The 14463-nt window shown below is 65.8% G+C and carries 15 protein-coding genes; 6 read left to right on the plus strand and 9 right to left on the minus strand.

The features are described 5' to 3' along the window. Window positions 1-238 precede the first annotated feature (238 nt). The 6 genes from LC062_RS20880 to LC062_RS20905 form a co-directional block, all read right to left on the minus strand. Window positions 239-1546, minus strand: a complete 1308-nt coding sequence (locus tag LC062_RS20880; RefSeq protein WP_224913069.1) for an AAA family ATPase — start codon at window positions 1544-1546, stop codon at window positions 239-241. Window positions 1547-1563: 17 nt separating this feature from the next. Next, a complete protein-coding gene (locus LC062_RS20885) occupies window positions 1564-2322 on the minus strand; it encodes a CpaD family pilus assembly protein (RefSeq protein ID WP_224913070.1) in 759 nt (252 codons plus the stop codon). Between the two features lie 11 nt (window positions 2323-2333). After that, the gene (locus tag LC062_RS20890) at window positions 2334-3776 is read right to left on the minus strand and encodes a type II and III secretion system protein family protein (protein WP_224913072.1); all 1443 of its coding nucleotides are present in this window, start codon (window positions 3774-3776) and stop codon (window positions 2334-2336) included. Between the two features lie 35 nt (window positions 3777-3811). Continuing rightward, window positions 3812-4591 (minus strand): Flp pilus assembly protein CpaB, encoded by a 780-nt coding sequence (gene cpaB, locus LC062_RS20895; RefSeq protein WP_224913074.1) that lies wholly within the window; start codon window positions 4589-4591, stop codon window positions 3812-3814. Window positions 4592-4808: 217 nt separating this feature from the next. Then, on the minus strand, window positions 4809-5312 hold the full coding sequence (locus LC062_RS20900) for an A24 family peptidase (protein WP_224913076.1): 504 nt from the start codon (window positions 5310-5312) through the stop codon (window positions 4809-4811). Between the two features lie 252 nt (window positions 5313-5564). Next, the gene (locus LC062_RS20905; protein WP_224913077.1) at window positions 5565-5750 is read right to left on the minus strand and encodes a Flp family type IVb pilin; all 186 of its coding nucleotides are present in this window, start codon (window positions 5748-5750) and stop codon (window positions 5565-5567) included. Window positions 5751-6107: 357 nt separating this feature from the next. Between LC062_RS20905 and LC062_RS20910 the strand changes: the two genes are divergently transcribed. The 5 genes from LC062_RS20910 (at window position 6108) to LC062_RS20930 (ending at window position 10559) form a co-directional block, all read left to right on the plus strand. After that, window positions 6108-6599, plus strand: coding sequence for a pilus assembly protein N-terminal domain-containing protein (locus LC062_RS20910; RefSeq protein ID WP_224913078.1), 492 nt, complete (start codon window positions 6108-6110; stop codon window positions 6597-6599). 45 nt (window positions 6600-6644) lie between these two features. Next, window positions 6645-7232, plus strand: a complete 588-nt coding sequence (locus LC062_RS20915) for a TadE/TadG family type IV pilus assembly protein (protein WP_224913079.1) — start codon at window positions 6645-6647, stop codon at window positions 7230-7232. Next, window positions 7232-7804, plus strand: a complete 573-nt coding sequence (locus tag LC062_RS20920; RefSeq protein WP_224913081.1) for a TadE/TadG family type IV pilus assembly protein — start codon at window positions 7232-7234, stop codon at window positions 7802-7804. The genes LC062_RS20915 and LC062_RS20920 overlap by 1 nt, the downstream gene beginning before the upstream one ends. A 152-nt stretch (window positions 7805-7956) precedes the next feature. Next, window positions 7957-9381, plus strand: coding sequence for a bifunctional enoyl-CoA hydratase/phosphate acetyltransferase (locus LC062_RS20925; RefSeq protein ID WP_224913083.1), 1425 nt, complete (start codon window positions 7957-7959; stop codon window positions 9379-9381). After that, window positions 9378-10559 carry an acetate/propionate family kinase gene (locus tag LC062_RS20930; RefSeq protein ID WP_224913085.1) on the plus strand — a complete coding sequence of 394 codons (1182 nt, stop codon included), beginning with the start codon at window positions 9378-9380 and terminating at the stop codon, window positions 10557-10559. Before LC062_RS20925 ends, LC062_RS20930 begins: the two co-directional genes overlap by 4 nt. Here LC062_RS20930 and LC062_RS20935 read toward each other — a convergent pair. Beyond that, on the minus strand, window positions 10549-11577 hold the full coding sequence (locus LC062_RS20935; protein WP_224913086.1) for a phosphate/phosphite/phosphonate ABC transporter substrate-binding protein: 1029 nt from the start codon (window positions 11575-11577) through the stop codon (window positions 10549-10551). The genes LC062_RS20930 and LC062_RS20935 overlap by 11 nt on opposite strands. A 277-nt stretch (window positions 11578-11854) precedes the next feature. On the opposite strand from LC062_RS20935, the gene LC062_RS20940 reads away from it, so the two are divergent. Further along, the gene (locus LC062_RS20940) at window positions 11855-12472 is read left to right on the plus strand and encodes an HAD family hydrolase (RefSeq protein WP_224913088.1); all 618 of its coding nucleotides are present in this window, start codon (window positions 11855-11857) and stop codon (window positions 12470-12472) included. Between the two features lie 64 nt (window positions 12473-12536). Here the strand turns inward: LC062_RS20940 and LC062_RS20945 are convergent, their stop codons facing one another. Together LC062_RS20945 and LC062_RS20950 are read right to left on the minus strand one after the other, a co-directional pair. After that, window positions 12537-13568, minus strand: a complete 1032-nt coding sequence (locus LC062_RS20945; protein ID WP_224913090.1) for a histone deacetylase family protein — start codon at window positions 13566-13568, stop codon at window positions 12537-12539. Between the two features lie 130 nt (window positions 13569-13698). After that, on the minus strand, window positions 13699-14214 hold the full coding sequence (locus LC062_RS20950) for a retropepsin-like aspartic protease family protein (RefSeq protein WP_224913092.1): 516 nt from the start codon (window positions 14212-14214) through the stop codon (window positions 13699-13701). Window positions 14215-14463 lie beyond the last annotated feature (249 nt).

A 14463-nucleotide genomic window follows, 5' to 3' on the forward strand; every position in this document is an offset into this window, starting at 1 on the left:
GCCGGTCTGGCCGACGCGGCGGGCGCGGGCGGCGGCGCGGAAGAGGGCGGCGGCGCGGCGGCAGGGATCGGATTGGAAGGGGACGGGTCGGCACGCTCTTGCGCCACCGCGCCCGCAGCTTCCTGCGGGCGGGAAACCGGCGTTCCAGATGATGTGCCTCGTCGACCGAACATTGTCACCTGCTCTCAACTTTGTCCCTCGCCGGGGCGAGTGGACCGATCGCCCGTTGCCGGACGGTTTATTTCGATGCCCGTTTCAGGATCCGCGTCATCAACGATCCAAGCGCCAACCCCTTTTCCTGGCGGGCCTCGCCGCGTCCGGTGGCCGCTTGCGCGATCTGCTCGAACAGGGCCGCCGTCGCGTGCCGCGCATCCTGTTCGCCAATCATCTGACCGTTGTTGGCGGCGGTTCCGAACAGCTGCGGCTCGAACGGAATGATCGCGATGGCCTCAAGACCGAGCGCGCCGGCGAATTCCGCCGTCTTGATCTCCGGCCGCTTCGGCACGCCGACCCGGTTCAGCACCAGCTTCGGCGCCGGATCGTTGGGCCGCAACTGGCGCAAGGTATCCGCGAGGTTCTTGGCATTGCGCAAGTTCGCCAGATCCGGCTCGGCCACCAGGATGACATCATCGGAAGAGGTCAACAGCTTGCGCATCCAGTTGGTCCAGCCATGGGGCATGTCGAGCACCACCGATGGCGCCCCCTGACGCATCACATCGACCAGCCCGTCGAAACTGGTCTCGCCATAATCGTAGGTCCGCTCCAGCGAGGCGGGCGCGGCCAGCAGGCTGAGACGGTCGGCGCATTTCGCCAGCAGGCGATCCAGCATCGTTTCATCGAGCCGGTCAGGCGAGGACACCGCCTCATGCACCCCTTGCAGCGGGTCCTGATTGAAGTCGAGACCGGCGGTGCCGAAGGCGAGGTCGAGATCGGCCAACACCACATCGCTGTCATATATCCGGCCGATCGACCAGGCGACGTTATGCGCCACGGTCGAGGCGCCGGCCCCGCCCTTTGCCCCGACAAAGGCAAGGGTCCGGCCAAGCGGTTCCGCGTCCGGATCGGTGTAGAGATCGCCAATCGTACGGATCACCTGGAACAGGTCGATCGGCGCGACGAGGTAATCGCTGATGCCGCGATGGATGAGTTCGCGGTAAAGCGGCACGTCATTGACGTGGCCGATGATGATCACCTTGGTCCCGGCATCGCAGACCTCGGCGAGGTCATCAAGCCCCTCCAGCAACTTCGCGGGGGCCAGCCGGCTCTCGATCATGATCAGGTTCGGCGTCGGCGCGCTGCGGTAGAATTCGATCGCCGCCGCGATCCCACCCTTGTGCACCTTCACATGCGCCTTGGCCATGCGCCGGTCGGCCCCAACGCCCTCGATGACGCCGATCACCGCCTCGCTCTCACAAAACGCCTGAATGGCAATCCGCGGGATCGACCGGAGCGCCATGGTGTCGACCGGAGGCTCCGTCACCGGATCGGCCAGTTGCGACAGAGACGGCCCGTCCGCCAGCGCATCGTCAAATGCGGGTTCCTTCATCGGTCTGTCTCCCCCGGTCAATTGCCAACCGCATCGGAAATCTGCGCGCCATCGCCTTCCTTGTAGTCGGACGCGGTCTTCTCACCCTTGCGATACTTCTCGTAAACGGTGCCCCGGCGCATCTGGTCGCCCGGCGCCGAGGCGCGCGGATAAAGGAGATCGGCGGGATTTTCGACCATCGCCGCCAGATTGGCCTGGGCGGAGCATCCGAAGTTCGAATAGAGCGTGTTGTTGAGCTGCGGATTGTGTTTGGTGGGCGAACCGCCGGTAATGTTATCCGGCCATTGCCCGCAAGGACCGGCGGTGGCGCGCATCGTCATGTAGGCAAGCCGCACCGGCGCGGCGACCTCGGTGTCATGCACCGGATAGCTGCGGGTGATGATCCGCTTGCGCGCCACCCCGCCCCGGACAAGCGCCTTGCGGATCTGCGGCAAAAGAGCATGCACCGCCGCCTCGTTCGCCGAACCGGACGGGGCGACGATCTCCACCGTACCGCCGCCTTGGGCGCGGGCATCGCCGCCGAAGGAGGAAATCGCCGCCGCCATTTGCGGCGACAACTGGCGCGAACCGGTACCGATCGGCAGATCCATGGTCTGCGGCGCCTCGCGCACGGTGATCGGATGGCGCAGGCGATAATCGTTGGCCGCCAGCGCATCGTAGGTCGGCTGGGACTGGCAGCCGGCGAGCAGCAGCGTGGCCAGCAGGGCCGCTGCGGGGACCGCGCGCCGCCGGAGACCGGCCGATGCGCGCACATATCTGATTTTGCAGGGCTGCATGGGTCCGGTCCTCATTCGTAGATGAATCCGACATTGCCGTGATAGGCGCCGTTGCCCGCTTCGCCGGACACCCGGTAGACCCGGTTCAAACGGTTCAGGAAAATGGTGTCGCCATCGGTCGCCGGCGCCAGGTTCTTGACCGGCGTCACCAGCTCGGACCGGGCCACCGGCTTGACCGTATAGGGGGTGACGAACACCACCAGTTCGGTTTCCTGACGCAGGAAATCGCGGCTCTTGAACAAGGCACCGAGGATCGGCACCTGCATCAGCCCCGGCACGCCATTGAGGTCCTGCTTGTAGGATTCCTTCAGGAGACCGGCCATGACCAGGGTGCCGCCGGAGGGCAGCTCGACGGTGGATTCGGCCCGACGCACCTTCAGCGCCGGAATGGTCAGGACACCGATGTTGACCGCCCCTTCCTGGGTGATCTCGCTGACCTCGGTCTTGACCCGCAGGGAAATCCGGCCACCGCTCAGCACCACCGGCGTGAAATCGAGGCCGACACCGAATTTCTTGAACTCGACGCTGATCTGGCCATCCTGGTTGGACAGCGGAATCGGGAACTCGCCACCGGCCAGGAAACTGGCATTCTCGCCGGAGATCGCCGTGAGGGTCGGCTCGGCCAGGGTGCGGATCACGCCATCGCGCTGCAGCGCCTCGATATTCGCCTTGATCTGGGTCGCGCCGGCGACGAAGCCGGCCGCCGCCGCCGGGTTGGCGGCGTCATAGAGGCCGCCAGCAGCCCGACCGATCACATTGGTGTTGACCGTGAAGGGCGGCTGGTTGTTGAAGCCGATGTTGTAGTTGCCGATGCCGATGTTGCCGGCTAGATTGACGCCGAGCTGCTTGATGATCGACCGCTCGACCTCGGCAACCGTCACCTTCAGGTGCACCTGGTCCTTGCCGGAGACGGAAATCATGTTCAGCACCGGCAGGCCGCCCTCGCCGCCCCGGGCGCTGAAGCGGGCCGCCAGATCGGCCGCCCGCTGCGCCTCGGCGGTGCTGCCGGCGGTGCCCGTGAGGACGATGTTGCCATTGACAGAATCGGCCCGGACCTGCGCTCCCGGCACGGCGCGTCGGATCATCGCATTCAGGTCGGTCGTGTCCGTCTCCACCGCAAGATCGAAGCTGGCGATCTGGTTGCCGCCCCGGCCGAACAGGAACAGGCTCGCCTGCCCCGCCTTGTTGCCGAACACGAACACCCGCCGGCTGCTGCGCACCACCGCATCGGCGATCTCCGGATTGGAGACGATCACATCGCTAACTTCCTCGCCCAGATTGACCACGACGGATCGCCCAAGCCCAACCCGCAGCATCCGCCCCGCGACCCGCTCGCCGGCACCGATGTTCACGGTCTTGGGATAGCCTTGGGCGGAGGCCGTGTCCGCCCAGGCGAGAGCGCCCAAGGTCAGGGCAAACGCCATGCCGATGCCGAGGACCCGTTGTGCCAACATTTTTGTTCTCCTTGACGTCATCGCCCCATCTCGTCCTAGCGGTTGGTCCGGGAATGACTGGGCACGCCGAATTTCACGAAATTGACGCCGCCGCCGACGGCCTCTTCCTCCGCGTCATCCGCGGAATCCTGCGCACTGCGCAACACAAGGGAGATGGTGCCGAGCTGACTGGCTTGGGCGACGATCTCCGCCTGCTCCGGCGTCAGCTCCAGCGTCGCGGTCTGGCCCGGCGTCAGGGTCTTTTCGTCCTGCTCGCCGGCCGTGGTGGTGTCGATGGCAAGAACGCGGATGTTCTGAAGGATGGTCTCGCTGGTGAAGGAATTCCCACCGCGTGCGTTCACCTGGCGGGTCAGGATCACATCCGCCTTGTCGCCAGGCAGGATGAAACCGCCGGCGGTGGTCAGCGCCTCCACGGACACGCCGATCGCCCGCTTGCCCTTCGGCAGGATCGCCGCCATGAACCCGCGATCGGTGGCGATCAGCCGTTCCGCGCGGATCGGCTCACCGGCATAGACCGGCGCCTTGGCGATCTGGCCAACGAATTCATCGAGCGCATCGGGCCGGTCGGACCGCAGGATGGCGTTTTGCGGTGCGAGATCCTTCGGCCATTCGGCCCAGCTCAGATCATTGGCCGACAGCGCCGTGCCCAGCGCCACGTCCCTGGCGGCGGTCAGCACCTCCTTGCGCTCGATTTCAGGCGCGGGAGCGCTTGCCTGCTGAGGAACCGGGTCCGGCGCGGAGCCCATCATCATGCGCGCCGCCAGAAGACCCGCGCCCAGCGCCACACCCAGGATAACCAACCGTGCGACTTTCATGTCCCTAACACCCACGCAAACAACCATTCCGCGCCGGATGCATCACGCAAACCGACCCCTGTCGTTTTTACTGTGGGGCAGAAATGGTCAAGACATGGTTAATCAGGTGTGAGCAATGTTGATGAACGAATATTAACGTTTTTGCAAAACGGTCTTATCGCAACTCAATCTTCAGGTCTTGTTAAGATTTCGAGGGCGAAAGCACTGCACGGTCTTGCTACAGGGCCGCGAACCAGACCGAGTGCGGATAGGCTTGCAGCGCCGCCAGCGCCAGGGCGACGCCATAGGGAATGCCGCGCGAGGTTTCGTGCAGTTGCAGCACCCAGCGCTGATTGTGCAGGATCGGCGGCAGATAGTCGACGCCACGGAAATAGACGATGGCCAGCGTCAGCACCCCGCCATAGACGGACGCGAACACCGCGAATTCCAGCATGGCCGGGGACAACCCGAACCAGAGCCCGACCGCCGTGGCGATCTTGGCGTCGCCGCCGCCCATCCAGCCCATGGCGAAACAGCCGAAGCAGAGGACAAGGACCATGGCCCCCATGAGCAGATGCAGACCGATATCGGTCAGTGTCAGGCCAATGAAGGGGGCAAGAATGGCAAACCCGGCGATCAGCAACAGCGACACCCGGTTCGGGATCGTCATGGTGAACAGATCCGACATGCCGGCATAGGCCACCAGGCAGGGAAACACCACGAGCAACGCCGCTTCGAGCATCTCAACATCCCTTCGAACAGCCGCTGGCAGAGCCTCTGGTTCCGCGAGCGGCAAAGACTGGCGTCCGGCGCTCACGCTGCCCCGGCAAGGGGCCGGCCCGAGCCGATGTCCGTCCCCGCTGGCGAGAAGACCATGGCGGAAACGGATGCGGGCGGCTGGCGCCGCCCGCGTCAACCCTCCCAGTGCGCCCGGCCGGCGACGTGGTCAACGACACCCGGCGGGACCATGGCACTGGGCAAAGGATTGCCGTGATTACTTCACCTTGCCATCGGCAGTACCCAGCGCAGTCGAAACCTTGCCAAAGATGCTGGCGACCGACCCGCCAGCGGCCGCGACGGCGGTGACAATGGCAATCGAGATCAGGCCGGCGATCAGGCCGTATTCGATGGCGGTCGCGCCGGATTCATCCTTGGCAAAGCGGGCGAGAAGATTCTTCATCGGTTGGCTCCTAATATTCAACTTGTTTTGACAGCACCACTTCGTCGGCTTTGTCTTCAACTTTTCAGTCGATCGAAGATGTTGCCAACATAGAAGCCACTCCTTGCGACAAGGTTAAATTTGGCGAGCACAACAACAAACGGGCACTCGCGTCATCCTATGGTTAATAACCTTCAAATATTTTCTCTGGAGATATTTCGGCATGATGACACCTTCGCGCCCCTCCTTCGCAATCCCGTCGGTCGGGCCGGGCCCGCTCCCGCCTGTCCCTTGGGGACATGGCGGCGCCTGGCCCGTTAGCGCTTCCTTCACCAATCTCCTTCACATTCGGGTAGGAATTCGTCCGAGGAGCCAGCCATGGTGTCGTTTTTTCGCAAAAAGCCGGGAGCCTTTTTCCGTCTGGCGGCAATCACGCTCGCCATGTGCATCTCGTCATCCCTTCCCGCCATCGCCCAGGACGGGGCGGTGGAGGTCATGACCGACCGTGCCAAGGTGTTCCGTATCGACGCGCCCGCGGACACGGTCATCGTCGGCAACCCGGCGATTGCCGATGTCACCATGTACGACCGGCAGACGGTGGTGGTGACGGGCAAGCTCTACGGCACCACCAACCTGGTCATTCTCGACAAGAAGGGCGAGCCGATCATCGACGAGGTGATCCGGGTCAGCACCTCGGGCAATGATGTGGTCACTGTGATGCGCAACACCTCGCGCACCACCTATTCCTGCGCGCCGGACTGCGAGCCGGTGCTGCGCGTGGGCGACAATGCCGACGCTTTCGAGGCCCAGACCAAACAGGCAACCTCGCGCAACGACATGTCGGAAAAGGCCGCCGGGGTCACCAACTAGGCGATAAACCCAGCCATGAACGGGCGTTTGATGTTTCGACAGCGTTTGTCCCTCCGCCTTCCGAGGCTGCGGCTCCTGCGCGGCTTCATCCGCAATCGCGAGGGAACCACGGCGATCGAATTCGCCTTTGTCGCCATCCCGTTTTTCCTTCTGCTGTTCGGCATCATCGAGATCGGTCTGTCGTTCTTCGCCAATCAGGTGCTGAACAACGCGGTGATGGATGCGGCCCGACTGATCCGTACCGGACAGGCTCACGCCCAGGGCTTCGATCAGGAAACCTTCAAGGCGAAGGTCATGGAAAGCGTCGCAGGTTTCCCGATCAGCGCCGACCGGCTGACGCTCGACGTGGAGAAGATCCAGGGGTTCGGCGGCTTCTCGCCAAAGCAGCTGATCGACGACACCGGCAATGTTACCCAGGATATCGGCTACAATCACGGTCAGGCAGGCGACATCGTCATCGTCCGTGCGCTGTATCGCTGGCCGCTCTTCTCCGCGCTCATGAAGACCAACTACGGCGACCTTGGATCGGGCGACCGGCTGCTGGTCTCCACCGCCGTGTTCCGCAATGAGCCGTTCCCCTGGTCGACCCAGCAGGGCGGCGGCGGCGGGTCTGGCCAATCGGGGGGGAACTGATGGGCGCGCGGCAGCAAATCGGCCGTCTGCTCGCCCGCTTCGCCGGCAACCGGCAGGGCGTGGCGGCGGTCGAATTCGCGCTGGTCCTGCCCTTCATGGTGCTCCTGTTCATCGGCATGCTGGAGCTGAACAACGCACTCACTCTCGACCGCAAGGTCAGTCAGGCGAGCAGCGCGGTCGCCGATCTGGTGGCCCAGGCGGACAAGCTGTCCAGCGGCGAGATCGCCGATATCCTGAAGATGGGCGATGTGATCCTGTCGCCCTACCCGGGCACCGATCTGAAACTCGTGGTCGCCAGCATCTGGATCAAGGACGTGGACAAACCCCAGGTGGAGTGGAGCCGCGCCAGCAACACCGGCGCCTGGGCCAACGGCAGCCCCCCGCCGATCCCCATTCCAGCCGCGCTGACCAAGACCAAGAACACCTATCTGGTCGTCGCCACCTCCGAATACGCATTCACGCCAATGTTTTCCGGCATGGCGAAGGATATCTTCGGCACCGGCACGATCACCCTTGGAGACACCTACTATCTGCGTCCGCGCATCAGCACCAGCGTGACCTGTTGCCAGTGACACGCGACGCATCCCGCCCCGGGGTTCATTCCCTTTTCACGATCAGACCCGATGTTGACCGGAAAGCGGCCGCCCCAGACGGGCGGCGCATGGCTAGAGCGCCACGGCCGCCCCCTCCCCGGGCAGGCCGCCGGCTAGGAGGACGAGACCAAATGGCAAAAAACCGGACCTTTGACGAAATCGAGATCGGGGAAAGCGCAACCCTGTCGCGGGCCCTGACCATCAACGATCTGTTTGTTTTCGCCCATGCCTCCGGCAACATCAATCCGGTGCACATCCCCGACATCGACTGGACGGGCGATGGCAAGAAGGACGACCCGATCGCCCCCTCCATGTGGGTCGGCGCGCTGATTTCCGCCGTGCTCGGCAATGTCCTGCCCGGCCCGGGGACGGTGTATCGCAGCCAGACCTTCCGCTTTCTCGACCGGGTTCACCTTGGCGACAACCTGACCGTCACCGCCACCGTCACCAACAAGGCGGCCGATCGCCGGGTCGACCTCGACACCCGGGTGACCCGCTCCGACGGCACCGTCATCGCCGAGGGCGAAGCAGTGGTGACCGCACCGGACCGGCGCATCACCTTCGATGCCGCCGAACTGCCGGGCATCCTGATCGAGCGGCACCAGCATTTCGACCGGCTGACCGAACTGGCCGCCCGGCTGCCGGCCCTGCCGGTCGCCGTCGCCTCGCCGGACGATCCGCATTCGCTCGGCGGCGCGCTGCTGGGCGCCCGCGAAGGGTTGATCGTGCCGATCCTGGTCGGCAAGACCGCCGATATCGAGGCAGCGGCGGTGGAAATCGGCGCCGACCTTTCCGGCATCGAGATCATCGACGTGCCGCGCGAGGACGCGGCGGCGGCAATGGCCGTCTCGCTGGTGCATTCGGGACGCGCCCGAGCGGTGATGAAGGGGCATCTGCACACCGACATGCTGCTGAAGCACGTGGTCAAGCGCGACGGCGGCCTGCGCACCGGCAAGCGCCTCAGCCATTGCTTCGTGATGGACATTCCCGGCCGGCCCTCGCCGGTGATCATTTCCGACGCGGCAATCAACATTGCGCCGGACCTTCTCGCCAAGGTCGACATCGTCCAGAACGCCATCGATCTCGGCCGGGCGATCGGCATGTCGGAACCGAAGGTCGGGGTGCTGTCGGCGATCGAGACGGTCAATCCGGCAATGCCCTCCAGCATCGACGCGGCGGTGCTGTCGAAGATGGCCGAACGGGGCCAGATCACCGGCGGCATCGTCGACGGACCGCTGGCGATGGACAACGCCATCGACGTGCAGGCCGCCCGCACCAAGGGCATCACCTCGCTGGTCGCCGGGCATGCGGACATCCTCATCGCCCCGAATCTTGAAGCCGGCAACATGCTGGCCAAGGAGCTGACCTTCATCGCCCATGCGGAGGCCGCCGGCCTTGTCATCGGCGCCAGCGTTCCGGTGATCCTCACCAGCCGTGCCGACGACGAACGGGCCCGGCTCAGCTCCTGCGTTCTGGCGCTGCTTTACGACTACTGGCAGCAGAACGGCGCCGCGCTCACCGCCGACACGCCCCTGACCGGGGAGGCCGGCCAATGAGCACCATCGACGGTTCCGTCCTCGTTCTCAACGCCGGGTCTTCCTCCATCAAGTTCCAGCTGTTCGACGCGGACCATTCGCACCTGCATGGTGAGGTCGACGGGCTGGGCACGGAGCATCCGCATCTGCGGATTTCCGGCGACAGCGACGTTCCGACAGCCGACCGGGCGCTGTCGCCGAAGGAGGCGTTCTGCCATGAAAGCGCGCTGGCGGTGGTCGTCGCCTGGCTCGATGAAGCGCTGCCGGACGCGCGCGTTCTCGCCGTCGGCCACCGGGTGGTGCATGGCGGCCCGAACTACGGCGACCCGGTGGAGGTGACCGACCGGATCCTGGAGGATCTGGAACGGCTGATCCCGCTCGCCCCGCTGCATCAGCCGCACAACATCTCCGGCATTCGCGCGGCGCGGGTCGCCTTCCCGAACGCCCGGCAGGTCGCCTGTTTCGACACCGCCTTCCACCGCGGCCATTCCTTCGCCGAGACCGTGTTTGCCCTGCCGCGCCAGTATTACGACGAGGGCGTGCGCCGCTACGGCTTCCACGGCGTCTCCTATGATTACATCTCCTGCCGCCTGGCGGAGATCGCCCCGGAGATCGCGAAAAAGCGGGTGATCGCCGCCCATCTGGGCAATGGCGCCTCCATGTGCGCCATGCATGAGGGGCGCAGCATTTCCTCCACCATGGGCTTTTCGGCGCTGGACGGGCTGGTGATGGGCACCCGCTGCGGCCAGATCGACCCGGGCGTGCTGCTCTACCTGATGCAGCAGCGGGGCATGGACGGTGATGCCATCGCCACCCTGCTCTACCACGACTCCGGGCTGAAGGGCCTGTCCGAAATCTCCTCGGACATGCGCGAGCTGGAGGCCTCGGACGATCCGCGCGCGGCCCAGGCAATCGAGCATTTCGTCGCCCGGATCCGCCGCGAGCTGGGTGGGCTGACGGCGGTGCTCGGCGGCCTCGACGCGCTGGTCTTCACCGGCGGCATCGGCGAACACTCGCGGCTGATCCGGCAGATGGTCTGCGCGGGGCAGGAGTGGCTCGGCCTCGCGTTTGACGAGGCGGCCAATGCGGCCAATGCGGAGGTGCTCTCCGCGCCCGGCTCGGCGGTGACCGTGCTGCGCATTCCCACCGACGAGGAACGGATGATCGCCCGGGCGGCCCGCAAGTTGATCAGGGGCTGACCGGCCGCAGCGGCCGCAGCCGCCCCGTGCGGCCACCGCCTTGCGGATAGGTGGCCAGCACCGGGGCGTAATCGGCTTGGGCCACCGGCACGAAGCCGTGCGGCGAGATTGCCAGCGGTGCCGCCTCGCCCGGCGCAGGCGGCGCCAACAGCACCTCGGCGATCCGCTCGCGAATGGCGACGGGCACGCCGAGGCGGATGGTGTGCGGCGCGTTGCCGATTGCCCCGGAGGACCAGACGACGCGCAAGCCCGAGGCGCCGCCCCGCTCCTTGGCCACATCCTGCAAGGTGCCACGGGTGGGCGGGTCGTCGCCACCCAGCGGCAGCCAGCCGAACGACACATCCACCTTGCCGGCAAGAACGGCCATGGCCGCGGCAACCGGGCCATCGTAGGCCGTGATTTGCTCGAAATACGTCTCCGGGTCCCGCCCCTCCTCGCGCAGCGCGGCGAAGGGCACCCGGTAACCGGCGGTCGAGCCGGGACCGGAGGTGGCAAGCCGGGCACCCGCCAGATCCGCCAGATCGCGATAAGGCGCCTCGGCGGCAACGAGGGCCACCGCATGCCAGCCGGTCGCCCCATCCTCCCCGCGCGGAGCCAGCAGCGGTTCAAGACAGGCGCAGCGCCGCCAGGCATCCGCATAGGCGGAGGCGGACAGCGGCGCATAGTCGACCTCGCCCCGGATGATTGCCCGCTGCAGATGCGGCAGATCGCGATAGGCGATCAGCATCACCGGAATACGCAGGCCCGCCTCCAGCGCGGCGCGGAACGGTTCGGCGATGGTAAAATCCCCGGCGGACGGATCCAGCACCAGCCCAACCCGCAGCACCGGCAGCAGTGCGGTCAGTTCCGGATCGAAGGTCCGATCTTCACCCGGAGCGCCATCTGGCGCAGCATCGGGCGCGGCGTCGGGATCGTCGGCATCGCCCTCGCCTCCGCCTTCCGCAAGCTCCTCCTCCGGCCAGGGCAGATAGAGGGCGGGGGGCGCGAGGTCCTCCACGGCATCCTCTTGAGGCGGCATTTCCTGTGACCTGACGGCGCCGGCGGGCAAAAGCAGGCAAAGGAGGATAAGGCACAGGCCGCCGAGCCATGCCCGGACGGAACACCGCTTGGTGCTTGCACTTTGACACTCCGCTGCTTCCGGTTGATCTTTCGCAGATCCGTACCGAGCCATCCCGCCATCCGCTTTTGCCGAAACCGGTGCATCATCAGTCCGACCGTTTCCCGGAACCGACGAATTGTCACAAATCCGAGGTATCGGGCTATCTTCCGTCCCCACGATTCACACAGGGTTTATCATGCCACACAGTGTAGACACGGTCGTCTTCGATATCGGCAACGTGCTGATCCACTGGGATCCACGCCTGCTCTACCGGGATATCTTCGGTAATGACGAGGAAGCCGACCGGTTTCTCGCCGAGGTCTGCACCCATGACTGGAACCTGCAACAGGACCTGGGCCGGACGTTCAAGGACGCGATCGCCGAGCGGCTGGCGCTGTTTCCCGACCATGCGGAGCCGATCCGCGCCTGGGACAGCCGCTGGCACGACATGGTGCCCAGCGCCATCGACGGCACCGTGACGCTGCTGGAAGAGCTGAAGTCCGCTGGCGTTCCGCTCTACGCGATCACCAATTTTTCCGGCGAGAAGTTCGCCGAATGCCAGGAGCGCTTCCCGTTCCTCGCCAATTCCTTCCGCGACATCGTCGTCTCCGCGCATGAACGCTGCGTCAAACCGGACCGGCGGATCTACGACATCCTGTTCGAGCGCAATCCCCTCGACCCGGCGCAGACGATCTTCATCGACGACAGCCTGCCGAATGTGGAAGGTGCGCGCGCCGCCGGCATGGAGGCGGTGCATTTCACCGGCCCCGAGGCCCTGCGCCAGCATCTTCAGGGCCTCGGCTTCCCGGTCTGACCATGGCCAATATGATCAGGGCCGGCGAAATGGCGGCCGGCGTGATGGTCGCGGATGCGGGGCGTCAGCCGGCCTCGAACCCGGTCAGGGTGTTGACGCAATTGACCCCAAGCGCATCGACCGCATAGCCGCCCTCCAGCACGAACAGGGTCGGCAGGCCAGCCCGCGCCAGCCGGGCGCCGAGCCGGGTGAAGTCGTCCTGGGTCAACCGGAAGCGCGAGATCGGATCCTTCTCGTAAGGATCGAGCCCCAGCGAGACGACCAGGACATCGGGGGCAAAGCGGGCGATCCGCTCCAGCCCGGCATCGAGCGCGGCCGACCAGACGCCCCAGTCCGCCCCCGGTGCCAGCGGATAGTTGACGTTGAAGCCCTCGCCGGCACCGATCCCGGTCTCTTCCGCATGACCGAGGAAATAGGGGTATTCCTCGCGCGGATCGGCATGGACCGACAGGAACAGCACATCGGAGCGGTCGTAGAAGATCGCCTGGGTGCCGTTGCCATGGTGGTAATCGACATCGAAGATCGCCACCCGCGCCGCGCCAGCATCGCGCAGCCACTGGGCGGCAATCGCTGCATTGTTGAGGAAGCAGTAGCCGCCATAGTAATCGGCCGCCGCATGGTGTCCCGGCGGGCGGCAGAGGGCGAAGGCGGCGCGGTCGCCGCCGGCGACGAGGCGCGCCCCGGTCAGCGCGGAATTGGCACTGGCGCGGGCCGCGGCGAAGGTTTCCTCTCCCATGGGCGTTCCGGCATCGAAGGAATACCGGCCCAGCAGCCCGTCGATATGGTCCGGCACCGGGTCGGCGCGCAGGCCGCGCACCGGCCAGACGAAGGGAAACGCCTCGCCGCCGCGCCCCGCTTCGGTCCAGCGGGTCCAGAAACTGTCGAGAAAATCGAGGTAGCCGGCATCATGCACCCGGGCGAGCGGCGCCATGCCGAATTCTTCCGGCGCGAGGATGTCGCCCATTCCGGCCTCAAGAATGCGCGCACGGACGATCTCGGCCCGGGCCGGGATCTCCACGGCCGGTTTCAGCTCGCCATCTGAGATTTCATGTCGCGGATCATGGGCAAGCTGCCCGGCAGAGAAAACGGTCTTCATCGGTTCTGTGCAGCCCCTTGGCAAGGTGGGAAAGGCGATCCTTCGGCACCGGGCACGGGGCCTGTTCGGCGGTCGCCAAGACCTCAGCAATGGGCCGTTCGTTCCGCGAAGTCTAGTCCCGGCGACGGCCTTACTGCACCAGGCGCATGGTGCCGGCGCGCATATCGACGGTGCGCAGCCGACCCAGCGCCGACATGCCGACAAGCGTCACCTCCAGCGCGCCCTCCGGCAGCACAAGCGCCTCCACGTTCCTGAGGCGAATGCTGCCCAGCCGGACATCGCCGATGCGCGCGGACGCCGCCCGCACGATGCCATTCGCGGTCCTGACCCGCACCGTATAATCGGACGCCTTGGGCCGAACGCCGGACCGGCGCGCGATCTCCGCCGGCAGGGCAATGGCCGTGGCGCCGGTGTCGATGAGCGCATCCACGGCGTGGTTGTTGAGGCGAACGGTGGTCCGGTAATGGCCGCTGCGGTCGGCCTTGATCACCAGCGTGCGCTTGGCCGTATGCGGCGGCGGCACCTCATCGCGCACTGTTGCCGCGCGCGTTTCCGTCGCCGCCCGGTCGACCACCTTTTGCGTCAAGCGCGGCCCGAAGATCGCCGCGACGACAACGACGGCGGCGATGACAAGATAGCGCAGCATGAGGGTTCCTTCGCTCGCACCCGGTGGATCCCGGTAGCCTCAAAGATTGCACGGGCCGGCTTGCGACCGGGTGTACGGATCGCGGGGAAAAGCGAAGACGGTTACCGGTTTCTTGCCGGGCGCAGCCATTCTTCGAGGTGCACGGGCTATTCGGCGCGGCAAATCAGCGTATCGGCAAGGGCTGCGATCGCATCCGCATCCGGCGCGCTCGACTGGGCGCCATTGGCGGTGCAGGCCAGCGCGCCGGCC

Origin of the sequence: Stappia indica (assembly GCF_020177335.1) — a bacterium.
In the GTDB taxonomy this organism is placed as follows: Bacteria; Pseudomonadota; Alphaproteobacteria; order Rhizobiales; family Stappiaceae; genus Stappia; species Stappia indica_B.